Annotated in this window: 20 protein-coding genes and 2 pseudogenes; 14 read left to right on the forward strand and 8 right to left on the reverse strand. The window is 74.5% G+C overall.

Translation table 11 applies throughout. From position 1 onward, the window contains the following. Window positions 1-20: 20 nt before the first annotated feature. Together ABD946_RS05390 and ABD946_RS05395 are read right to left on the reverse strand one after the other, a co-directional pair. Window positions 21-638 carry an FMN-binding negative transcriptional regulator gene (locus ABD946_RS05390; RefSeq protein WP_345280596.1) on the reverse strand — a complete coding sequence of 206 codons (618 nt, stop codon included), beginning with the start codon at window positions 636-638 and terminating at the stop codon, window positions 21-23. A gap of 10 nt (window positions 639-648) precedes the next feature. Then, the gene (locus ABD946_RS05395) at window positions 649-1,308 is read right to left on the reverse strand and encodes a pyridoxamine 5'-phosphate oxidase family protein (protein WP_345280598.1); all 660 of its coding nucleotides are present in this window, start codon (window positions 1,306-1,308) and stop codon (window positions 649-651) included. Between the two features lie 34 nt (window positions 1,309-1,342). Here ABD946_RS05395 and ABD946_RS05400 point away from each other — a divergent pair, with 34 nt between their 5' ends. Beyond that, window positions 1,343-2,671 (forward strand): aminotransferase class I/II-fold pyridoxal phosphate-dependent enzyme, encoded by a 1,329-nt coding sequence (locus ABD946_RS05400; RefSeq protein ID WP_345280599.1) that lies wholly within the window; start codon window positions 1,343-1,345, stop codon window positions 2,669-2,671. A gap of 244 nt (window positions 2,672-2,915) precedes the next feature. Further along, window positions 2,916-4,034, forward strand: a complete 1,119-nt coding sequence (locus ABD946_RS05405; RefSeq protein WP_345280600.1) for a GDSL-type esterase/lipase family protein — start codon at window positions 2,916-2,918, stop codon at window positions 4,032-4,034. 67 nt (window positions 4,035-4,101) lie between these two features. Here the strand turns inward: ABD946_RS05405 and ABD946_RS05410 are convergent, their stop codons facing one another. Further along, window positions 4,102-5,460 (reverse strand): NAD(P)/FAD-dependent oxidoreductase, encoded by a 1,359-nt coding sequence (locus tag ABD946_RS05410; RefSeq protein WP_345280601.1) that lies wholly within the window; start codon window positions 5,458-5,460, stop codon window positions 4,102-4,104. 120 nt (window positions 5,461-5,580) lie between these two features. Here ABD946_RS05410 and ABD946_RS05415 point away from each other — a divergent pair, with 120 nt between their 5' ends. The 4 genes from ABD946_RS05415 to ABD946_RS05430 all read left to right on the forward strand — a co-directional run bounded on the left by ABD946_RS05415 (window position 5,581) and on the right by ABD946_RS05430 (window position 8,804). Further along, a complete protein-coding gene (locus ABD946_RS05415) occupies window positions 5,581-6,339 on the forward strand; it encodes a HipA family kinase (protein WP_345280602.1) in 759 nt (252 codons plus the stop codon). Beyond that, window positions 6,336-6,722 (forward strand): DUF3037 domain-containing protein, encoded by a 387-nt coding sequence (locus tag ABD946_RS05420; protein ID WP_345280603.1) that lies wholly within the window; start codon window positions 6,336-6,338, stop codon window positions 6,720-6,722. Before ABD946_RS05415 ends, ABD946_RS05420 begins: the two co-directional genes overlap by 4 nt. Window positions 6,723-6,789: 67 nt before the next feature. Continuing rightward, on the forward strand, window positions 6,790-7,218 hold the full coding sequence (locus tag ABD946_RS05425; protein ID WP_345280604.1) for a MarR family winged helix-turn-helix transcriptional regulator: 429 nt from the start codon (window positions 6,790-6,792) through the stop codon (window positions 7,216-7,218). 182 nt (window positions 7,219-7,400) lie between these two features. Further along, the gene (locus ABD946_RS05430) at window positions 7,401-8,804 is read left to right on the forward strand and encodes a hypothetical protein (RefSeq protein WP_345280606.1); all 1,404 of its coding nucleotides are present in this window, start codon (window positions 7,401-7,403) and stop codon (window positions 8,802-8,804) included. 19 nt (window positions 8,805-8,823) lie between these two features. On the opposite strand, the gene ABD946_RS05435 is transcribed toward ABD946_RS05430, so the two are convergent. Beyond that, window positions 8,824-9,792, reverse strand: coding sequence for an NADP-dependent oxidoreductase (locus ABD946_RS05435; RefSeq protein ID WP_345280608.1), 969 nt, complete (start codon window positions 9,790-9,792; stop codon window positions 8,824-8,826). Between the two features lie 106 nt (window positions 9,793-9,898). Between ABD946_RS05435 and ABD946_RS05440 the strand changes: the two genes are divergently transcribed. The 4 genes from ABD946_RS05440 to ABD946_RS05455 all read left to right on the forward strand — a co-directional run bounded on the left by ABD946_RS05440 (window position 9,899) and on the right by ABD946_RS05455 (window position 14,117). Next, window positions 9,899-10,510 carry a TetR/AcrR family transcriptional regulator gene (locus ABD946_RS05440; RefSeq protein ID WP_345280610.1) on the forward strand — a complete coding sequence of 204 codons (612 nt, stop codon included), beginning with the start codon at window positions 9,899-9,901 and terminating at the stop codon, window positions 10,508-10,510. A gap of 52 nt (window positions 10,511-10,562) precedes the next feature. Next, entirely contained in the window at window positions 10,563-12,002 is a 1,440-nt protein-coding gene (gene purB, locus ABD946_RS05445; protein ID WP_345280612.1) for an adenylosuccinate lyase, read from the forward strand. 255 nt (window positions 12,003-12,257) lie between these two features. Next, a complete protein-coding gene (locus ABD946_RS05450) occupies window positions 12,258-13,412 on the forward strand; it encodes a sensor histidine kinase (RefSeq protein WP_345280614.1) in 1,155 nt (384 codons plus the stop codon). 24 nt (window positions 13,413-13,436) lie between these two features. Further along, complete coding sequence (locus ABD946_RS05455; protein WP_345280616.1) at window positions 13,437-14,117, forward strand: response regulator; 681 nt, start codon at window positions 13,437-13,439, stop codon at window positions 14,115-14,117. Between the two features lie 175 nt (window positions 14,118-14,292). On the opposite strand, the gene ABD946_RS05460 is transcribed toward ABD946_RS05455, so the two are convergent. Continuing rightward, complete coding sequence (locus tag ABD946_RS05460) at window positions 14,293-15,786, reverse strand: MFS transporter (RefSeq protein ID WP_345280618.1); 1,494 nt, start codon at window positions 15,784-15,786, stop codon at window positions 14,293-14,295. Between the two features lie 169 nt (window positions 15,787-15,955). Here ABD946_RS05460 and ABD946_RS05465 point away from each other — a divergent pair, with 169 nt between their 5' ends. Then, window positions 15,956-16,738: a S1 family peptidase gene (locus ABD946_RS05465; RefSeq protein ID WP_380148675.1), complete on the forward strand. Its 783-nt coding sequence runs from the start codon at window positions 15,956-15,958 to the stop codon at window positions 16,736-16,738. Window positions 16,739-17,004: 266 nt separating this feature from the next. Here the strand turns inward: ABD946_RS05465 and ABD946_RS05470 are convergent, their stop codons facing one another. Continuing rightward, window positions 17,005-18,111, reverse strand: coding sequence for a helix-turn-helix domain-containing protein (locus tag ABD946_RS05470; RefSeq protein WP_345280620.1), 1,107 nt, complete (start codon window positions 18,109-18,111; stop codon window positions 17,005-17,007). 363 nt (window positions 18,112-18,474) lie between these two features. Here ABD946_RS05470 and ABD946_RS05475 point away from each other — a divergent pair. Continuing rightward, a pseudogene (locus ABD946_RS05475) lies at window positions 18,475-19,035 on the forward strand (VIT1/CCC1 transporter family protein); the annotation flags it as partial. Window positions 19,036-19,350: 315 nt separating this feature from the next. Here the strand turns inward: ABD946_RS05475 and ABD946_RS05480 are convergent. Together ABD946_RS05480 and ABD946_RS42445 are read right to left on the reverse strand one after the other, a co-directional pair. Next, on the reverse strand, window positions 19,351-19,632 hold the full coding sequence (locus ABD946_RS05480; RefSeq protein WP_345280630.1) for a tyrosine-protein phosphatase: 282 nt from the start codon (window positions 19,630-19,632) through the stop codon (window positions 19,351-19,353). A gap of 70 nt (window positions 19,633-19,702) precedes the next feature. Continuing rightward, a pseudogene (locus ABD946_RS42445) lies at window positions 19,703-20,401 on the reverse strand (tyrosine-protein phosphatase); the annotation flags it as partial. On the opposite strand from ABD946_RS42445, the gene ABD946_RS05495 reads away from it, so the two are divergent. Then, entirely contained in the window at window positions 20,376-20,942 is a 567-nt protein-coding gene (locus ABD946_RS05495; RefSeq protein ID WP_345280624.1) for a DJ-1/PfpI family protein, read from the forward strand. The pseudogene ABD946_RS42445 and the gene ABD946_RS05495 sit on opposite strands and share 26 nt — an antisense overlap. Before the next feature lie 111 nt (window positions 20,943-21,053). Further along, window positions 21,054-21,215 (forward strand): NAD(P)H-binding protein (locus ABD946_RS05500; protein ID WP_345280632.1); only part of this gene is annotated, 162 nt, incomplete at its 3' end.

The following is a 21,215-nucleotide window of genomic DNA, read 5'->3' on the forward strand; positions in this document are numbered from 1 at the left end:
CCTACCCCCGTTCGCGCGGCTCAGACGGGGCAGCCCCCGGTGCGCCGGGCGTTGCGGCGCAGCAGCTGCTCCCGGGCGCCCGTGTCCCGGCCGGTCAGGTGGGGTGCCATCGCGGCCTGCTCGGCGGGCGGCTTCTTGTCGTCGTACTTGAACTTGGCGTCCACCCGGTCGACGGCGAGCCGCAGGCCGCGCAGGCCGGAGAGCTGGCCGCTGTACGGGGCCTGACCGGGCGTCACCGCCCCGCCGGGCCAGTCCGGCTCGAAGTGCGCGAGCTGGCGGTTGAGGATCTCCGCCTTGCCCGCCGCGTCGTCCACCGGCTCGGCGGTGCAGGAGAAGTGCACGGAGGCGTAGTAGCTGGTCGGCACGTGCGGGGCGGCCCGCCACTGCCCGGCGGCGTAGGCGTAGTCATCGGTGACGGCCAGGGTGACCTTGGGGTCGGCGGCGATCGCGGACCAGAAGGGGTTGGGCTTGGCCAGGTGCAGCAGGATGGTGTCGCCGTCCAGCAGGAAGTGCGTCGGCACCAGCACGGGGCCGCGGCCGTCGGGCCCGTTGGCGGCCAGCAGGCCGAAGTCGCGGCCGGCGGCCAGCCATGCGCGCCACTCCTGCTCCTCGCCGCGGTCCCAGGAACGGATCAGCACGGTGGCCTCCTCAGGTGGTGAGCGCCCGGAGGTTCTCCGGGAGCGGGACGGTGGTGGAGGGGTGCGGCTCGGGGGTGCCGTAGACGGGGGCGACGGGTACCACGCCGGCCCAGTACGGCAGGTCGAGGTCGGCCTCGTCGTCGCCCGCGCCGGCTGCCCGGGTCTTGGCGGAGACCTCGTCCAGGACCAGCCGGATCACCGCGGTCTTCGCCAGCTCCTTGGGGTTGGCCCGGCGGGTCTCGCCGGAGCGGCCGGGGACGGCGTGGTCCACCAGCGCGTCCAGTGCGACGGCCAGCTCCTCGGGGTCGGTGACCTGGTGGGCGGTGCCGTGGGCCACCACGGAGCGGTAGTTGACGGAGTGGTTGAAGGCGGACTTGGTGAGCACCAGGCCGTCCACGTGCGTGACGGTGACGCAGACCGGCATGCCCTGCTCGTCGGAGGCGCCGCGCATCGGGCGGCTGCCGGTGGAGCCGTGGACGTACAGGCGGTCGCCGACCCGGGCGAAGATGGTGGGCAGGACGACGGGCGCGCCGTCCACCACGAAGCCGAGGTGGCAGACCCAGGCGGCGTCCAGGATCGCGTGGATCGCGTCCTGCTCCCAGGTGGCGCGGTCGCGGTAGCGGGTCGGGGTGGTGCGGGCGTTCCGGGTGTAACTGGGCGCGTCCGACATGACAACCTCTATGTACTAGTGCATAATCTGCTTTGTGCTAGGAGACTATACGATCAAGGGACGGCGTGCCAGTGAGATCGCGGCCGACGTCGAACGGGCCGTCAACGATGGGCAGTTGCAGCCCGGTTCGGCCCTCCCGGCGCTCCGCGACCTGGCCGTGGAGCTCGGCGTCAACCCCAACACGGTGGCCGCCGCCTACCGCCTGCTGCGGGACCGGGGCGTGATCGAGACCGCCGGGCGCAAGGGCAGCCGGGTGCTGCCCCGCCCCGTCACCACCCCGCGTGACCAGATCCCCGTCCCGGTGCCCCCCGGCGCCCGCGACCTGGCGGCGGGGAACCCCGACCCCGCCCTGCTGCCCCCATTGGCCCCCGCCCTCGCGGTGGCCGCGGCCGCCGCCGACGCCGCCCCCACCCTCTACGGGCACCCGGTGGCCGACCCGGCGCTGCTCGCCCTGGCCCGGGCCGGCTTCCTGGCCGACGGGGTGCCGGACGGCGAGCTGGCGGTCTGCTCCGGCGCCCTGGACGCGATCGGGCGGATCCTCAACTCCCGGCTGCGGCCCGGGGATTCGGTGGCCATCGAGGATCCGGGCTGGGGCAGCCTGATCGACCAGCTGCCGGCCCTCGGGCTGCGCCCGGCCCCCGTGCGGCTGGACGATGAGGGACCGCTGCCGGACTCGCTGGCCGCCGCGCTGGCGGCGGGGGCCCGCGCCGTGGTGGTCACCGTCCGGGCGCAGAACCCGACCGGCGCCGCGCTGACCCCTGGGCGGGCCGCCGCGCTGCGCGAGGTGCTGGCTCGGCACCCCGAGGTGCTGGTGATCGCCGACGACCACGGGCACGGCATCGTCACCCAGGCCCACCAGTCGCTGGCCGGGGTCACCGAGGCCTGGGCCGTGGTCCGCTCGGCGGCCAAGGCCTACGGGCCCGACCTGCGGCTGGCGACGGTGATGGGCGACGCGGGGACGGTGGGCCGGGTGCTGGGCCGTCAGCGGCTGGACTCGGGCTGGGTCTCGCTGCTGCTCCAGCGCACCGTGGCCGAGCTCTGGCGCTCCGGCGCGGCCGCCGGGGTGGCCGAGGTCTACCAGGCCCGCCGTGACGCCCTGCTGGCCGCGCTGGCCGTGCACGGCATCGCCGCGCACGGGGCGAGCGGGCTGAACGTCTGGGTGCCGGTGGCCGAGGAGGCCGGGGCGATCGCCGCGATGGCCCAGCGCGGTTGGGTGGCCGCGCCGGGCGCCCGGTACCGGATCCAGTCCCCGCCGGCCATCCGGTTCACCGTCTCGGCGCTGCCGGAGGCGGAGGCCCCGGCGCTGGCGGCGGACCTGGCGGCGGTGCTGCTGCCGGGGCGGGCGGGGTCGCGGCTGGTGTGAGGGGGCGACGGGAGAGACGCAGGTGACGGACCGTGTGCGGTCGGTCCGTCACCTGCGGGAGCGGTTCGTAGGTCGTCCAAGAAACTCCTGTCGGATACCTAGCGGTAACAACGGTGGGCATGTCACATTCATCGCGCCACCGGCCGGCGGTACACCCTCACAAGCGCCTCCCCACCCCACCTTTCGGGAGGCCGTTCGCAGGAGTTTCGCCGTGCTCGAAAACTGTCGAAGCATCAGAACCGCCGTGCGCTTCCTGGCCGCAGCCGCCCTCACCCTCCCGCTGCTGGCCCTCACCACCTCCGCCCAGGCCGCCACCGGCCCCACCGCCTCCGTCTCGATGGGGGACAGCTACATCTCCGGCGAGGCCGGACGCTGGAAGGGCAACAGCGTCACCACCTCGGGGAGCCGTGCGGGCACCGACCGGGCCTGGACCGGCAGCGCCTACGACCCCGCCCGGGCCTACGGGAGCAGCTACGCCAACGGCTGCGACCGCTCCGACTCCGCCGAGGTGCGCAGCGCCTCCGGCATCGCGCAGGCCCAGATCAACCTGGCCTGCTCGGGCGCCACCACCCAGAACGTCTTCCGGGCGAGCAACGGCGGCCAGGCGTACAAGGGCGAGGCCCCGCAGGCCGACCAGCTCGCGGCGGTGGCGGCGGCCAACGACGTCAAGCTCATCACGCTCTCCGTCGGGGGCAACGACCTCGGCTTCGCCGACGTGATCGAGACCTGCGTCAAGGACTACCTGATCTGGTACTCGTACTGCCACGACGACCAGCAGGACGCGGTGGACTCCCGGATGCCGGCCGCGATGGCGGGCGTCGGCAAGTCGATCGACGAGATCCGCGCGGTGATGGCGGGCGCCGGGTACGCCTCGTCCTCGTACCGGATCGTGCTCCAGTCCTACCCCTCGCCGATCCCGCGCGGCGCCGACATGCGCTACTCCGAGAGCGGCTGGAGCCGCGCCGACACCGGCGGCTGCCCGTTCTGGAACGGGGACGCCGACTGGGCGCGCTCCTCGCTGGTGCCGCAGATCTCCGACGAGCTGGCCAAGGTGGCCAAGGCCAAGGGCGTGCAGTTCCTGGACCTGCGGGACATGCTGGCCGGCCGCGAGGTCTGCTCCAAGGCCACCAAGCAGGCGAGCTCCACCTCCGCGCCGAGCGCCACCACCAGTGAGTGGGCGCGGTTCGTGGACGCCGGCCTGTCGGCCTCCCAGGGCGACACCCGGGAGTCCATGCACCCGAACTACTACGGCCAGCTGGCGCTCGGCCGCTGCTTGACCCTGCTCTGGGCGAAGAGCGGCGACCAGTCCTGCCGCAACACCGCCGGGCAGGACGCCAACGGGATGTACCTGACGGCCCGTTGAGACGCGACGGAGCCCCCGCGCGTGCGGCGCGGGGGCTCCGTCGGGGCCTTCGAGGACCGGGCCCCGGTCAGCCCTTGGCCAGCAGGGCCTGGGCGTGCTCGCGGACCTGGTCCTTCGTCAGGTACGCGTCGGTGTACTCGAAGTCGCGCAGCCGGGCGGGCTGGCGGGCCAGGAAGCCGGTACGGACGAAGTCGTCGCCGGCGGTCGCGTTGAGCAGCCAGTTGGCGCCGACCCGGAACTTGGCGGCGTTGGTCCGCATCGCCATCATGTGGTAGCCGCGGGCCACCAACTGGGCCGGGACGCCCCGGAGTTCGACGCCCACCGGCTTGGATACGGCGTCCTTGCCGCCGAGGTCGACCACCAGGCCGAGGTCCTTGTGGTAGTACGGCTCCAACGGCTGGTTGCGGAGCGCGGCGACCAGGTTGTCGGCCACCTTCTTGCCCTGCCGGGCCGAGTGCTGGGCGGTGGGCGGGCAGACCGCGCCGTCTCCCTTGGCCAGGTCCGGCACGGCCGCCGCGTCGCCGAGCGCGAAGACGTTCTCGAACTGCGGCACCCGCATCTCGGCGGTGACGGCCACCCGGCCGCGCACCGTCTCGGCGTCCAGGGTGCCGATCAGCGGGCTGGCCGCCACGCCGGCCGTCCAGATCAGGGTGCGGCAGGGCAGCACCCGGCCGTCGGTGAACTTGACCGTCTCGGCGCCCACCTCGGCCACCGAGACGCCGAGCGAGACGTCCACGCCGCGGTCCCGGAGCACCTCCATCGCGCTGGTGCCGAGCTTGTCGCCGAGCTCGGGCATCAGCTTCGGGGCGATGTCGATCAGGTGCCACTTGATCAGCCGAGGGTCCAGCCGCGGGTAGCGCTTGCTGGCCGCCGTGGTCAGCCGCTGCAGGCAGGCCGCCGTCTCGGTGCCCGCGTAGCCGCCGCCGACCACCACGAACTGCAGCCGGGACTCGCGCTCGTGCTGGTCCAGGGTGGCCGAGGCCAGGTCCAGCTGGGCGATCACGTGGTCGCGCACGTACGTCGCCTCGGCCAGGGTCTTCATGCCGCGCGCGTAGTCGGTCAGGCCCGGGATGTCGAAGGTCCGGGTCACGCTGCCGGGGGCCAGCACCAGGTAGTCGTACTGCTCCGCCACCACCTCGTCGGTGATCTTGCGGACCACGCAGACCCGGGAGCGCGGGTCCACCCCGATCGCCCCGCCGGGCAGGATGTGGGTGCGGCGCAGCGTGCGCCGCAGCGAGATCGCCACCGACTGCGGGGTGAGCACGCCGGCCGCCACGTGCGGCAGCAGCGGCAGGTAGAGCTGGTAGTTGAACGGGGTGACCAGGGTCAGCTCCGCCTCGGAGGGGGCGAGCTTGCGCTCCAGTCGGCGGGCGCACTCCAGACCGGCGAAACCGCCGCCGACGATCAGGATTCGAGGTCGTGCCATCGTCCGGTCCTTATCTGTGGAGTGGGCCGATCGGTCCGAGGGGCCGTGCCGGGACAACTGCTCGCCACCCTCGCACGGGGGCTGACGGGTTGCCACCGGGTGAGGCACTAGGGTGATCGCGTGCTTCAAGAGGTGACGGCGGTCCGGTACGTGACGCCCCTGCGCGAGGGCGGGTCGATGCCCGGTCTGGTCGAGGGCGACGACCGGCGGCTCTACGTGCTCAAGTGGTCCGGTGCGGCGCAGGGGCGCAAGGCCCTGGTGGCCGAGGTGCTCGCGGGGGAGCTGGGGCGCGGCCTCGGGCTCCCGGTGCCCGAGCTGGTGCGGCTCGACCTGGACCCGGTGCTGGCGCGCAGCGAGCCCGAGGTGCAGATCCAGGACCAGATGCGGGCCAGCGGCGGGGTCAACCTCGGGATGGCCTTCGTCAGCGGCGCGCTCAACTTCGACCCGCTCTGCTTCGAGGTGGACCCGGAGCTGGCCGGGCGGGTGCTCTGGTTCGACGCCCTGATCGGCAACGTGGACCGCTCCTGGCGCAACCCCAACCTGCTGGTGGCCACCGGCGGCCTGCGGCTGATCGACCACGGGGCCAGCCTGATCTTCCACCACCACTGGGCCGGCGCCGCCTCCTGGGTGGCCCGCCCGTACGACGCCTCGGACCACGCGCTGTGCGCCTTCGCCCCACAACTGGCCGAGGCCGACGAGGAGTTGGCACCGCTGGCGAAGGAGGCGGTGGAGCGCGCGGTGGCGCTGATCCCCGAGGAGTGGCTCACCGACGAGCCCGGCTTCGACTCCCCGGCCGAGGTGCGCGCCGCGTACCTGGCCCAGCTGACCGCCCGGCTGGCCGGTCCGCGCGACTGGCTCCCGGAGGTGGCCCCCCGATGACGGAGCAGCTGCACGACTACGAGTACGCGGTGATCCGGGCGGTGCCCCGGGTGGAGCGCGGTGAGTTCGTCAACATCGGCGTGCTGCTGTACTGCCGCCACAGCTCCCACCTGGCCGCCCGCACCCACCTGGACCAGGGCCGGCTGCTGGCGCTGGACCCGGTGGCCGACGTGGCCGGGGTCCGGCGCGCGCTCTACGGCTTCGAGGCGGTCTGCGAGGGCGGCGCGGCCGCCGGCCCGGCCGCCCAGGACAGCCCCGGGCAGCGGTTCCGCTGGCTGACCGCGCCGCGCAGCGCGGTGGTGCAGCCCGGCCCCGTGCACACCGGCCTGACCGCGGACCCGGAGGCGGAGCTGCGCAGGCTGTTCGAGCAGCTGGTGCTCTGAGCCGGGGAGAGGTGCTTCACCTGCTCGAAACTGGAGTATGTCAAGCGACTGTGCGTACCCTTGCGGCATGGGCACCACCACCCCTCCCTCCACCGCGGACCTGATGGAGGCGGTCGCCGCCGTCGGCACCGCCTACTTCCAGGACTTCGCGGCCTCCGCCGCCCGGCACGGGCTCAGCTCGTCCCAGGCCAAGGCGCTCAAGTCGCTGCGCGAGCCCGTCCCGATGCGGGCGCTGGCCGGACGGCTCGGCTGTGACGCCTCCAACGTCACCGGCATCGTCGACCGACTGGAGGGCCTCGGGCTGGCCCACCGGGAGGCCTCGGCCGGGGACCGCCGGGTCAAGATCGTCACCATCACGGACAAGGGCCTGGAGGTGCTGGAGCAGGTCCAGCGCGACATGGCCAAGGCGCACCGGGCCTTCGCCTCGCTCAGCCCCGAGCAGCGGACCGCCCTGGACGGGCTCTGCCGCCAGGTGCTCCCGCTGCTCACCGGCTGACGGTCCGTCGGCTCCCCTCGGCTGACCCCGGCCGCCCCTCCGTGCGCCCCCGGCAGTCGCCGGGAACCGGCCCGTAACCGGTGGTCCCGGTGCTACCAATGGCCCGGGGCCGGACGGGGGAGCGGGCGGCCCCGGGCCCGCCCGGGGCGGGCGGGCCGCACCGACCTTGGGGGGTCCTCGCGATGCTGCTCTACAACCTGGCCGGCCCGGGCGCCGCGGCGCCGACCTACACCACCAGCCACCCGCTGGTCGCGCAGGAGTTCGTCCTGGACCCGGCGGCGTACGTCGGCTACTCCTTCCGCAACGGCGCGGGCGCGCCCAACCTGGTGGCGGCCCCGGCCGGCACCCGGCTGGCGGTCTCGCAGAACGGCCGGTTCGCGATCGAGGCCGCCGACCTGACCCGGCGTCAGCCGAAGTTCTTCTTCGCCGACCCGGCGCAGCTGCCACAGTGGAACAAGGCGCTGGCCCGGGCCGGCTCGGAGTTCCAGCTCTTCGCCGAGCCGACCCGGACGGTGGTCTTCACGCTGCCCGGCGCCGCGGCCACCACCACGCTGGTCCGGGTGCGGCAGGCGAACCTGAGCGCCCGCAACAGCGCGGGCGGCGTCACCATGACCGAGAACTGCGACGTGGCGGTGCAGAACGTCATCGGCTCGGTGCTCCAGCCCAGGCCGGTGCTGGGCCGCAAGCCCTTCCTGGGCAGCAACGCGACCGAGCGGACGGTCTTCGGCGAGTACCACCTGGCCAACCACCTGGTGCGGGCTGTGCCGCTGGCCGACCTGCCCGCCGCCGCCCCGGCCCGGGACGCCGCCCGGGACCTGATCGCGCAGCACTACGGCGAGGACATCCACACCCTGGCCAACGGCGGGGTGCTGCACGCGCCGAACATCGCGGCCGAGCTGCAGGCCGTCGGCCTCAACCAGCACGCCCGCCCGACCGCCGTCGGCCAGGGGCTGTACAGCACCTCGCTGGGCACCGTCCACCCGCACCTGCCGACCGGGCAGCAGGTTTTCGACTTCGCGAACAACCGTCAGCTGGACCACCTGGTGACCATCAACGGCCGGGTCTGGGGCTTCCACTGGGGCGGGGTGGTGGCGATCGACGGCACCGACTACCTGACCCTGGAGAACTACGCGCGCACCGCCGAGAACTCGGCCGGCAACGCCGCCCACCTGGGCTACTTCCAGGCCTACGGCGCCGGCCCGGGCCAGGACTGGCACACCCGGTGGACCACGCCGAGCGCGCACGGCAAGCAGTTCGCCAACGCGCTGACCATGGTGGTCGAGCCGGAGGGCGTACGCGGTCTGGCCAACTGGGTGCCGGCCGAGAAGTCGAACAGCGCGGCGGTCGGCACCGCCGTGACCAACGCCGCCCTGACCACCGCGCTGCTCAACGGCCTCAACTACGCCAACGTGCACATCTACGCGGCCGAGCTGGTGGCCGAGTACGCCGACCCCAACCGCCGGATCGGCTGGATCCAGGAGCTGAACGCGCGGATCGCCGCCCCGCCGGCCTGGTTGGACGACGAGACCAGGGCGCTGCTCCAGCACGTGCGCAACGAGATGGTGAAGGTCAAGTCCGGCCTCTGACCGGCCGGGTGGGCCGCCGTCAGTCGACGGTGAGCACGATCTTGCCCCGGAGGTGGCCCCGCGCGGCGCGCTCGTGCGCGGCGGCCGCCTCCCGGAGCGGGAAGACGGAGTCGACCGCGGGGGTGAGCTCCCCGGCGTCGATCCGGCGGGCGAGCTCGGCCAGGCCGGCGCCGTCGGAGCGGACCTGGAGGAACGGGGCCAGCGTGATGCCCAGGTCGGCGGCGCGCTCCGGGCGCTGGTCGGCCAGGTAGACGGAGCAGAGCGCACCACCGGGGCGCAGCGCGTCCAGCAGCAGGTGCGCCTGCGGGCCGCCGACGGTGTCGAGGACGAAGTCCGCACCGCGGACCGCGGCCGCGACCGGGCCGGCCAGGCGGTCCACGAAGAGGTCCACGCCCAGCCCCTCCAGGTACTCCCGGTGCCGCCCGGAGGCCACCGCGACCACCCGCTCGGCCCCGGCCGCCCGGGCCAGCTGCACGGCGAGGTGGCCCACCCCGCCGGCCGCGCCGTTCACCAGCACGGTGCCCCGGACGTGCTCGGCCAGGTGCTCGAAGAGGAACTGGTGCACCGTCAGCCCGGCCAGCGGAACGCCCGCCGCGGTGAGGTGGTCGAGGGTGGCGGGCTTGCGGGCCAGGTGGTCGGCGGGGGCGGTGGCGTACTCGGCGTAGGCGGCGCCCCGGCCGGGGAAGTTCACCAGCCCGAACACCTCGTCGCCGATCTCCCACCGCGTCACCCCGGGGCCGAGCGCGGCCACCGTGCCGGAGAGGTCCGAGCCCGGGACCACCGGGAGCGGCCAGTGCGGCCGCATCGGCTCGGGGACCTTGCGGAAGCCCTCGCGGACGTGCATGTCGGCCGGGTTGTAGCCCGCGGCGCGGACCCGGACCAGGACCTCGCCGGGGCCGGGCACCGGCCGGGGGAGCTCGGTCCAGGCGAGCTGTTCGGGGCCGCCGAACTCGGTGATGCGGATCGCGTGCATGGTGGGCACGGCCATGTCCCCTCCCTGGGAATGACGGAGTGGCAGGGCTCGGTAAGATGCGGAGCACTGCTCCGGAAATTGAAACGGAGCAGTGCTCCGGATGTCAAAGGGTGGACCGCTCATGCCTGCTGAGCCCTCGTCGGGTCAGTCGCCGCGCGCACCGCGCGCCGACGCCGTGCGCAACCGCGAACGGCTGCTGGAGGTGGCCGCCGAGGTGGTCGCCGAGCAGGGCACCCAGGCCTCGCTGCGGGACGTCGCCCGCCGGGCCGAGGTCGGGCTGGGCACCCTGTACCGGCACTTCCCCACCCGGGAGGCGCTGTTGGAGGCACTGCTGCACCGGCGCTTCCGCGCGCTGGCCGAGCGGGCCGACGGGCTGGCCGGGGGAGGGCCGGCGCCGGAGCGGGCACTGCGGGAGTGGCTGTACGAGTTCACCCGGGAGGCGGGTGCGTACCAGGGGCTGCCGGCCACCCTGGTGGCCACGCTGGGGGACGTCGGATCGCCGCTCCACGCGGACTGCCTGGCCATGCGGGAGGCGGCCGGGCGGCTGCTGGAGCGGGCGCAGCGGGCCGGGGCCGTGCGGAGCGACGTGACGCCGCTGGACCTGTACGCGCTGAGCAACGCGCTGGGGTGGGTGAGCGGGCAGTCGGAGCAGCTGGCCCGGCGGCGGGACCACCTGTTCGAGCTGCTCTTCGCGGGGCTGGGCGCCGCCCCCAGCACGGAGCTACGCGCGTAGTCAAGTCCCTTGCCCGAGCCGCTGCCAACGGCTCCCACCTCGACTGTTAGGCTTGCGAAGCGTGAGCGCGAAGCCCCAGATCCCCAATGTCCTGGCCTCCCGGTACGCCTCGGCGACCCTGGCCCAGCTCTGGTCCCCCGAGCACAAGGTGGTCCTCGAGCGCCACCTGTGGCTCGCCGTCCTGAAGGCCCAGCAGGACCTCGGCATCGAGGTGCCCGAGACCGCCGTCGCCGACTACGAGCGCGTCATCGACCAGGTCGACCTCGGCTCCATCGCCGCCCGTGAGCGGATCACCCGCCACGACGTGAAGGCCCGCATCGAGGAGTTCAGCGAGCTCGCCGGGCACGAGCAGATCCACAAGGGCATGACGTCCCGGGACCTGACCGAGAACGTCGAGCAGCTCCAGATCCGCCAGTCCCTGGAGCACGTCCGGGACCGTACGGTGGCCGTCCTGGTCCGCCTCGGCGCCCTCTCCGCCCAGTACGGCGAGCTGGTCATGGCCGGCCGCTCGCACAACGTCGCCGCCCAGGCCACCACCCTCGGCAAGCGGTTCGCCTCGATCGCCGACGAGCTGCTGGTCGCCTTCGCGCGGCTGGAGGAGCTGATCGCCCGTTACCCGCTGCGCGGGATCAAGGGCCCGGTCGGCACCGCCCAGGACATGCTCGACCTGCTCGGCGGCGACGCCGGGAAGCTGGCCGAGCTGGAGCAGCGGGTCGCCACCCACCTCGGCTTCGAGAACGTCTTCACCAGCGTCGGCCAGGTCTACCCGCGCTCGCTGGACTTCGAGGTGGTCACCGCCCTGGTGCAGCTCGCCGCCGGCCCGTCCAGCCTGGCCAAGACCATCCGCCTGATGGCCGGCCACGAGCTGGTCACCGAGGGCTTCAAGGCCGGCCAGGTCGGCTCCTCGGCGATGCCGCACAAGATGAACACCCGCTCCTGCGAGCGCGTCAACGGCCTCGCGGTGATCCTGCGCGGCTACGCCTCGATGACCGCCGAGCTCGGCGGCGACCAGTGGAACGAGGGCGACGTCTCCTGCTCGGTCGTGCGCCGGGTCGCCCTGCCGGACGCGTTCTTCGCCTTCGACGGACTGCTGGAGACCTTCCTGACGGTGCTCGACGAGTTCGGCGCCTTCCCGGCCGTGATCGAGGCCGAGCTGGACCGGTACCTGCCGTTCCTGGCCACCACCAAGGTCCTGATGGGCGCGGTGCGGGCGGGCGTCGGCCGGGAGACCGCGCACGAGGTCATCAAGGAGCACGCGGTCGCCTCGGCGCTGGCCATGCGGGAGGGGGCGCGGGAGAACGCGCTGCTCGACAAGCTGGCCGCGGACGAGCGGATCCCGCTCGACCGGGCGGGTCTGGACGCGCTGCTCGCCGACCGGCTCTCCTTCACGGGGGCGGCGGGGGCGCAGGTCGCCGAGCTGGTCCGCCGCATCGAGGCCGTCGCCACGGCGTACCCGGCGGCCGCCAAGTACGCGCCGGGGGACATCCTGTAGCCAATCGGTGATCCCGGGGGCGCGGGGAACTGCGCGCTCCGGGAGGCGGCTCACCTGCAACTGAGGCTCCGTCAGTCAGTTGCAGGTGCTGCCGTTCCCCTGCGCGCAGTTCCTCGCGCCCCCGGGGGGCCTTCGGCCGCACTCGGCGGCGGATCAACCGTGGGGTTGACGACGGGGCCGTGAGGGGCGGTTAACCTCCGTGCGGTGCGGTGGCGGACGGTGGGCGGGCGGCGGGGGCTGGAGGTGTCGGCGGCCGTGGCGTTCGCGGTCGGCGGGTGTGTGGTGGGGAGCGGGTACCGGCCGCCGGGGTGGCGGGAGTTCGACGCGTGGGCGTACCTGCTGACCGTCGGGTCCGCCGCGCCGTTGGCGGTCTGCGGCCGCTACCCGTTCGCGGCGGTGGTGCTCTCGAACCTCGGGTACTCGGCGTACCTGACCATCGGCTACCAGCCGTCGGTGAACTGGTGGTGCGGCCTGCTCGCGCTGCTGGTGGTCTGCGAGCTGCGCCCCTGGCGCACGGCCGTCCCGGCGCTGGCGCTCACCATGGCGGTGATGGTGCAGAGCGGGATCGCGGGCGGCCTGGCGCCCGGGGTGGTGGTGGCGCAGGCGCTGCTGGCGCCGCCGGCGGGGGCGTTGATCGGATTCTCGATGCGCCGGGCGGGCGAGCGGCAGGCGGAGCTGCTGCGGGCGGCCCGTTCGGCGCGGGAGCAGGAGGACCGGGCGCGGCGGGCGGTGGTGGACGAGCGGATCAGGATCGCCGGTGAGCTGCACGACCTGATCGCCCATCACATGGCGGTGATCTCGGTGCAGGCGGGGCTGGCCGGGTACGTGTTCAGCTCCGATCCGGCCGCGGCGCGGCAGGCGGTGGACACCATCCGGGGGGTCAGCCACGAGGTGCTGGCGGAGCTGCGGACGCTGACCGGTGCGCTGAGGGAGGGTCAGGACGGCCCGGCCGGGAGCGCGTCGGGGCCGCCGTTGGACGCGCTGCCCGGGCTGGCCGAGATCGCCGCGCTGGTGGAGCGCTCGGTGCGGGCCGGGGCGCGGGTGGACTACCGGCAGGAGGGGCGGACGGGCCCGCTGTCGCCCGGGGTCGAGCTGTGTGCGTACCGGACGGTGCAGGAGGCGCTGGCGAACGTGGACGAGCACGCCGGGGGAGCGACCACCGAGGTGGTGGTGGCGCAGAGCCCGGGCTGGCTGCGGGTGACGGTGCGCAACGCCGGGGACGGGGAGCGCGGTGCGTCCGGCCCGGTGGAGGAGGCGGGCCACGGGTTGATCGGACTGCGCGAACGGGCCAGGATCAGTGGCGGCGAACTGTCGGCGGGGGAGACCGGGGACGGGGGCTTCGAGGTGCGCCTCGTGCTGCCGGTGCGGCCGGACCCGTCGGCGGAGGGCGCGACGGGACAGGGGAGTTGACGTCGGGTGGGCGGAGGTGGGGCCGTGACGAGCGTCCTGGTGGTGGACGACCAGTACCTGGTCCGGGCGGGGGTGGCGGCGCTGCTGCGGGCGGCCCCCGGCTTCGGGCCGGTCTGGGAGGCCGGCGACGGCGAGGGGGCGCTGGCCGCCGCCGCGCTGCACCGGCCGGAGGTGGTGCTGATGGACATCCGGATGCCGGGCATGAACGGCATCACCGCCACCGAGCGGCTGCTGGCCGGGGTCGCGGGGGAGGCTCCGGCGGAGCGTCCGTGCGTGATCATGCTGACCACCTTCGACCTGGACGAGTACGTCTACGCCGCGCTGCGCGCCGGGGCGAGCGGCTTCCTGCTCAAGGACACCCCGCCGGAGCGGCTGCTGGCCGCCATCGCCACCATCGCCGCCGGGGACGTGCTGTTCGCCTCGGGGGTGACCAGGCGGCTGGTGGAGGCGTTCGCGCCGCGTGCCGAACCGGCGGGGGCGCGGCCGGAGCTGGAGCAGCTGACGGGCCGTGAGCGGGAGGTGCTCACCTGGGTGGCCCGCGGCCTGTCCAACGAGGAGATCGCCGCCCGCCTGGTGGTGAGCGAAGCCACCGTCAAGACCCATCTGCACCGGGTGATGACCAAGCTCGGCCTGCGCAGCCGGGCCCAGGCGGTGATCGCCGCCTACGAGGCGCGGCTGGTGGTGCCGGGAGCCTTGGCCGGCTGATCGGGGGCGGGTGACCGGCTGTCCGGGGGGACCGGTCGTGCACGGAACTCAACCCGCCGGTGTACGGCACCGACGGGGGATCAACTCGTCGGTGGATGCGGCTCGGTGGCGTCCGGGGGACGATCGGAGCGGCTCACGGGGAGCTGAGGACCGCCCCCGTCCGGATGCACGGGGGTTATCCGGACGGGGGCCGGTCGAGCGGTGGGGTGGTGCCGTCGCAGTACCACTCGCAGGTGGGTTCGGCGATCTCGTGCTCGGGCTCCAGCGCGGCGCGCGGGACGGTGAGGGCGGAGAGGACGGCGCCCAGCAGGAGCAGGCCGGCGCAGGCGTACATCGCGGTGCCGAAGGCCGTGTCCACCCGGGCCGGGTCGAGGTAGGCGTCGCCGGTGAGCCCGGCGAGCGGGGGCAGGGCGGCCACCGCCAGTAGTCCGGCCGCGCGGGCGGCCGCGTTGTTCACACCGCTGGCGATGCCGGCGCGGCGGACCTCGACGGCGGCCAGCACGGTGGCGGTGAGCGGGGCGACGAGGAGCGTCATGCCCGAGCCGAGCACGGTGACGGCGGGCAGCACGTCCGTCCAGTACGAGGCGCCCGGGCCGACCCGGAGCAGCAGCAGGACCCCGGCCGCGCAGAGCAGCGGACCGATGACCAGCGGCAGCCGCGGCCCGACCCGGTGGCCGAAGCGCCCGGCCCGGCCGGAGAACGCCAGCATCAGCAGGGTGATCGGCAGCAGGGCCAGTCCGGCGGTCAGCGGGGTGAAGCCGGAGACGGTCTGCAGCTGCACCATCAGCAGCAGGAAGACGCCGCTGAACGCGCCGTAGACGCAGAGCGTGACCAGGTTGACGGCGGAGAACAGCCGGGAGGAGAAGAGCGTCAGCGGCATCATCGGCTCGGCGCTGCGCCGTTCGACCAGCACGAAGGCCACCCCCAGCAGCACACCGGCCGCGCCGAGCAGCAGGGAGGGGCCGCGGCCCGCCTCGGTGAGCGCGTAGGTGATCCCGGCCAGCGAGAGCGCGGCGAGCACCGCGCCGGGCACGTCGAAGCGGCCGGTGGCGGACTCGTCCCTGGACTCCGGGACGTGACGGGCCGTCACCGCGATCACCACGGCGGCCAGCGGCAGGTTGAGCAGGAAGACCCAGCGCCAGCCCGGCCCGTCCACCAGCCAGCCGCCGAGGAACGGCCCGGCCGCCGCGCCGACCCCGCCCAGGCCGGACCAGACGCCGACCGCGCCGGAGCGGTCGTCCGGGTGGAAGGAGGCCTGCAGCATGGCCAGCGAACCCGGCGTCAGCAGGGCGCCGCCGATGCCCTGGAGGGCACGGGCGGCGATCAGCAGGCCGACGTTCGGGGCGAAGGCGCAGAGCGCGGAGGCGGCGGTGAACCAGACCACGCCGATCAGGAAGACCCGGCGGCGGCCGTAGCGGTCGCCGAGCGAGCCGCCGAGCAGGATCAGGCCCGCCAGGGTGAGCAGGTAGGCGTTGACGGTCCACTGGAGCGCGGCCATCGAGGCGCCGAGGTCGGCGCCGATCCGGGGCAGGGCGACGTTCACCACCGTGCCGTCGAGCATCGCCATGCCGGAGCCGAGCGCGGTGGCGGCCAGCACCCAGCGGCCCCGCGCGGTACCGAGGCGCAGGCCGTCGGACGGGTCCGGGGAGGCGGGCTGGTTGGTCTCCACGGGCCGATCCTCCTCCCGGGCCGAGGGTCCCGCCAGCGTGGGCGCGGACTCCCGGGGGTCGGGGCGGGTGGTCCTGCCAGTCGGCGGTGGCAGGCTCCCACCCCTGCCGCTGACCGTGCTCCGACAAGGAAGCTGGGGCCCTCCCGACCCCCCACTTCGGAGGCTGATGATGAAGCGTCAACTGGCCCGTTGGTCGTCCCTCGCGGCCGGTGCCCTGATGGCGACCGGTGTCATGGTGCTGCCCGCCCAGGCCGGGGAGGTGACGCCGAGCGTGGTCGGCGGCACCAAGGCCGCACAGGGCGAGTTCCCGTTCATGGTGCGGCTGTCGATGGGTTGCGGCGGTGCGATGATCACCCGGCAGGTCGTGCTGACCGCCGCGCACTGCGTCGGCGCCAGCGGCAACACCACCAGCATCACCGCCACCGTCGGCGTGGTGGACCTGCAGAGCGCGAGCGCCGTGAAGATCAAGTCCACCAAGGTGTACCGGGCCCCCGGCTACACCGGTGCGGAGAACGGCAAGGACTGGGCCCTGATCAAGCTCGCCTCGGCGGTGCCGGCCTCCGTCACGACCCTGCCGATCGCCTCCACCACCGCCTACGACAGCGGCACCTTCACGGTGGCCGGCTGGGGCGCGGCGAGCGAGGGCGGAGCCCAGCAGCGCTACCTGCTCAAGGCCAACGTGCCGTTCGTCAGCGACGCCAGCTGCGCCTCGGCCTACCCCGGCCTGGTCACGGCGGCCTCGCTCTGCGCGGGCAACCTGGCCAGCGGCGGGGTGGACACCTGCCAGGGCGACTCGGGCGGCCCGATGTTCCGCCGGGACTCGGCCAACAACTGGATCCAGGTCGGCATCACCAGCTGGGGCGAGGGCTGCGCACGGCCCGGCAAGCCGGGCGTCTACACCCAGGTGAGCACCTACGCCTCGGCCATCACGGCCGCCGCCGCCTCGCTCTGACGGCTGAACGGCACGGCCCCTTCGCCCGGGTGGGCGGAGGGGCCTTCGGCGTATGCGGAGGCACGTAGGTGGCGACCCCCCGGGGGGGCGCGGGGAACTGCGCGCGGGGGAACGTCAGCACGTGCAACTGGCTGACGTGTCCTCAGTTGCAGGTGGGCCGCCTTCCGACTCGCGCAGTTCCTCGCGCCCCCGGGGTGACCACGTACGTTCCTGGCGGCCCCGGGGGCCACGTACGTTCCTGGCGCCCCCGTGGGGTGGCCGGGGTCTCAGAGGTGGTGGTGGCGGGCGAGCCAGCGTTCGGACTGGCGGCGTTCCTCGGCGACGCGGCCGAGGGCGGCGGGGACGCGGGCCAGGGCGGTGGCGGCGGCCTCGGGGCGGCCGGCCCAGGCGAGGGCGCCGGCCAGGCGGGCCGTCACCAGGCTGCGGTAGTGCTGCTGTTCCGGGGGAAGCCGGGTCAGGCCCTGTTCGAGGGCGTCGGCGGCGGCCCGGGCGTGGGTGCGGCGGCCGGTGCGGACGGCGAGGTCGCGGTGGCAGGTGCCGTGGGTGAGCAGCAGCAGGGTGCCGGCCTCGGTGGAGGGTGCGGCGGCCGTGCGGTCGGCGGCCCGCTCCAGGGCGGCCTCGGCGGCGGCGCGGTCCCCGGCCAGGGCGTGGCCGCGGGCCTGGGCGAGCGCGGCCCGGGCCTCGGCGACCGCCCGTCCGGAGCGGGCGGCGTGCGCGGCGGCGGTCCTGGCCGAGCCGAGGGCGGCGGCGGCGTGTCCGGAGGCCCAGTGCACCGCGCTCTGCCGGGCCAGTAACAGCGCCGCCACCGCCAGGTCGTCGGCGGCCAGCGCCCACTCGCGGCCGCATTCGTACCAGGCCAGCGCCCGCCCGTACTCCAGCCGGTCGAAGCGGGCCCAGCCGGCCAGTTCGGCGTACCGGGCGGCCAGTGCGCCGAGCCTGGCCCGCTCGGCGGCGGGGGCGGTGCGCTGCTGACGGGCCGCCAGCCGGGTGTGGTGCTCCAGCACGTCGACCAGGGCGTGGCCGCCGACCGCGCGGGCGGCGCTGCGGTAGGTCACCAGCAGCTGGGCCAGGGTCTCCGGGCCGGGGCCGGCGGCCAGGCTGCGGCTGTGCTGCGACAGGCGCCGCCGCTCGCGCTCCACCTGGGGCCAGAGCTCGGCCAACTCGCCTTCGGTGTCGAGGAGTTCGTCTATCCGCTCGGCCATTCCGGCAGGGGGCCAGCGGCGGGTGTTCTCGACTCGGCTGATGTGCGAGTCGTCGTAGCCCAGGCGGCGGCCGAGTTCGGCCTGGCTCAGGCCGCGCAGCAGGCGCCAGTGGCGCAGCCGGGCGCCGAAGTCGGACCGGGCCGAGGCGGCTGGATGCAGCTCGACGGACACGGGACCTCCAGTGGGGGTGTCCAGGGGGTGTCCAGTGGGGTGGACGGATGGGGGTGGACGCTGGGGTGCGAGGTGCTCGGGAGGGTCAAGCGCTGGACAAGAGGGGGTGAACGACGGGTGTGAGTCCGACAAGGAATTGTCATGGACAGGTATCCCCGGAATGCCGAGAACGTCAAAACCGACACGGGGGTCCTGACCCTCCGTCAGCAGGGAGTCACCGTACGCTGCGGAGCGACGGGACGACAGAGGTGGTGATCCGGGATGGCGGTGCCGGGGCCGGACTGGGACGTGTTGGCGCCGCACTGGCGGCCGGAGCTGCGCTCGGAGCGGGACGACGCGGCCGCCGAACGGGAGTTGGCCGGTATGCGGGCCACTGCCGAGCGGCTGGCCGGCGGTGGCATCCGGGCGGCGGTGCTCGGGGTCAACGACGGGCTGGTGACCAACCTGTGCCTGATCCTCGGGGTGGCGGGCGCGGCGGCCGAGGCCGGAACGGTCCGGCTGTCGGGGCTGGCCAGCCTGGTCGCGGGGGCGCTCTCGATGGCGGCCGGCGAGTGGGTCTCGGTGCGCAGCCAGTCCGAGGTGGCGCGGGGCATGGAGGGCTCGCTGCGGGAGGCGTGGCGGCTCTCCCCGCCGGTGGTGCTGGGGCACCTGACGGCCAGTCTGCGGGAGCGGGGGCTCGACCGGGAGACGGCGGTGCGGGCCAGCCGGGGCGTGGTGACGGGGCGGTCGGCCTCGGAGACGAGCACCCGGATCCTGTACGGCGTGAGCGCGAAGGACGCCGGCTCGCCGATGGTGGCGGCGGTCTCCTCGCTGCTGCTGTTCGCGGTCGGGGCACTGCTGCCGCTGCTGCCGTGGTTCTTCGCGAGCGGCAACGGCGCGGTGGTGGCCTCGGTGGTGATCACGGCGGTGGCGTCGCTGGTGGTCGGCGGGGCGCTCGGGCGCGGCTCGGGGCGGGGTGCGTGGCGGACGGCGGGGCGGGCAACTGCTGATCGTGGCACTGGCCTCGGCGGTCACGTACGGCCTGGGCGCCGTGGCGGGGACCTCGGTGACCTAGGGAGAGTGGCCACCCCGGGGCGCGGAGAACTACAGGTAGGGGAACGGCAGCACGTGCAACTGGCTGACGGAGCTTCAGCGGCAGGTGGGCCGTCTTCCGATTCGCGCCCCGCGGCGGAGCCGCAGATCAGCAGAGCCTCGCGCCCCCGAAGGGCGGCCGCCGGCGGACGACCACGCGGTGCCGGATCAGGCCGTCAGGTTGGTCCGGAGGGCGTCGAGGGTTTCGTCCGTGAGGCCGAGGGCGGTGCGGGCGTAGGTCTCGGCGTCGCCCCAGCCGTCGGTGAGGGTCTCCAGGGCGGCGGCCAGGTAGGCGGGCCGGACGGTGAGCAGCTCCTCGGTGACCCGGGGGTCGCCGCCGGCCGCGGTGAAGGCCTCGACGACGGGGGCGAAGGCGGCGCGGACGGCCGGGTTGACGGCGAGGTACTCGGCCTCGACGGTGGCGGGGTCGGCGCCGAGCAGGAGGAGCAGGAGGGCGGCGCCCCCAGCCGGTGCGGTCCTTGCCGGCGGTGCAGTGGAAGAGGACGGGCCCGTCGGCGGGCGAGGCGAGCTCGGTGAGCAGGGTGCGGTAGGCGGCGCGGCCGGAGTCGCCGGCCACGAAGGAGCGGTAGTCGGAGATCAGTGCCTCGGCGGCGCGGCCGTCGCCGAGGAGGCGGTTTGGCGGCGAGCGGGTCGGCCATCACGGTGCGAGTTTGGAGGCGGCGCCGGAGCTGACCAGGTCGGCGAGGACGTCGGCGACCACCAGGCGGCCGCCGGGCGGGATGACGTCGGGCCGGGCGGCGCGTTCGCGGTCGGTGCGCAGGTCCACCACGGTGCGCACGCCCAGGGCGTCGAAGAGCGGGTCGGCCCCGGGTGCGAAGCGGTCGAGCTGCCCGGAGCGCAGCACCAGGCCGGGTCTGACGGTGCGTCCGCCCGCGAGGGGGATGCTGCCGAGGTCGCGCAGATTGGGGACGGTGGCGGCCTCGATGGGCAGCGAGTACGGCACGGGTTCTCCTCCGGTCGGTCCGCTGCTGACGGTACGGGCCGGGCGGAGGCGGCGCGAGAGGGGCGCCCGGGGATGGAAGGAGGGGGCGCACACAGGGAGCGCACGGGGGGCGCGCGGAAGCACGGAGCGGGCGTGATCACCAGGGTCCGTTGCCGGTGGACGGCCCGGCGCGGAAGGGTGGGGGCGGACCGTCCACGCGGGTGGGCGGCCGGTCTGCGAAGGGCGTGGAATGACGGCGAAGGTCCTGATCGTCACCGGTGACGCGGCGGAGTCGCTGGAGGTGCTCTACCCGTACCAGCGGCTGCGCGAGGAGGGCTACGAGGTGGTCGTCGCCGCGCCGTCGAGGAAGACGCTGCAGTTCGTGGTGCACGACTTCGTGCCCGGCTTCGACACCTACACCGAGAAGGCCGGCTACACCTGGCCCGCCGACGTGGCGTTCGAGGACGTCGACCCGGCCGAGTACGTGGCGCTGGTGATCCCCGGCGGCCGCGCCCCCGAGTACCTGCGCAACGACCCGCAGGTGAAGCGGATCGTGGCCCACTTCTTCGAGGGCGACAAGCCGGTCGCGCAGATCTGCCACGGCCCGCTGATCACCCTGCCGGGCGGCGCCCTGACGGGCCGTCGCACGGCCGCGTACCCGGCGCTGGAGCTGGACGTGACCGGGGCCGGCGCGGTCTACGAGGACGCCGAGGCCGTGGTCGACGGCCAGCTGGTCTCCGCCCGGGCGTGGCCGGACCACCCGGGCTGGATGCGGGAGTTCGTGCGGATCCTGCGGGACAAGGCGCCGGTGGAGTGAGCTGAAACGGCGTCGGGCCCCGGGTGCCCCGGTCCTCCTCGTGAGGGCCGGGGCACCGGCCGTTCGGCGTGGGGGCGGGCGCCGTCGGCGGCGGCGGGTTAGCGTCGGGGCATGCACGTGGTGATCGCCGGTGGGCACGGGAAGATCGCGCTCCAGCTGGAGCGGCTGCTGTCGGCGCGCGGGGACACCGTGACCGGCCTGATCCGCTCCGCCGCCCAGGCCGCGGACCTCAAGGCGGTCGGGGCCCGGCCGGTGGTCTGCGATCTGGAGTCC

Origin of the sequence: Kitasatospora albolonga, from assembly GCF_039535905.1 — a bacterium.
Lineage (GTDB): Bacteria > Actinomycetota > Actinomycetes > Streptomycetales > Streptomycetaceae > Kitasatospora > Kitasatospora albolonga.

What these genes read in the sequence shown, in the direction of transcription:
- ABD946_RS05410 (WP_345280601.1), bottom strand. Translation starts at nt 5,460, where the DNA reads ATGGCACGACCTCGAATCCTGATCGTCGGCGGCGGTTTCGCCGGTCTG.
- ABD946_RS05495 (WP_345280624.1), top strand. Translation starts at nt 20,376, where the DNA reads ATGACGGCGAAGGTCCTGATCGTCACCGGTGACGCGGCGGAGTCGCTG.
- ABD946_RS05430 (WP_345280606.1), top strand. Translation starts at nt 7,401, where the DNA reads ATGCTGCTCTACAACCTGGCCGGCCCGGGCGCCGCGGCGCCGACCTAC.
- ABD946_RS05395 (WP_345280598.1), bottom strand. Translation starts at nt 1,308, where the DNA reads ATGTCGGACGCGCCCAGTTACACCCGGAACGCCCGCACCACCCCGACC.
- ABD946_RS05435 (WP_345280608.1), bottom strand. Translation starts at nt 9,792, where the DNA reads ATGGCCGTGCCCACCATGCACGCGATCCGCATCACCGAGTTCGGCGGC.
- ABD946_RS05440 (WP_345280610.1), top strand. Translation starts at nt 9,899, where the DNA reads ATGCCTGCTGAGCCCTCGTCGGGTCAGTCGCCGCGCGCACCGCGCGCC.
- ABD946_RS05465 (WP_380148675.1), top strand. Translation starts at nt 15,956, where the DNA reads ATGAAGCGTCAACTGGCCCGTTGGTCGTCCCTCGCGGCCGGTGCCCTG.
- ABD946_RS05425 (WP_345280604.1), top strand. Translation starts at nt 6,790, where the DNA reads ATGGGCACCACCACCCCTCCCTCCACCGCGGACCTGATGGAGGCGGTC.
- ABD946_RS05420 (WP_345280603.1), top strand. Translation starts at nt 6,336, where the DNA reads ATGACGGAGCAGCTGCACGACTACGAGTACGCGGTGATCCGGGCGGTG.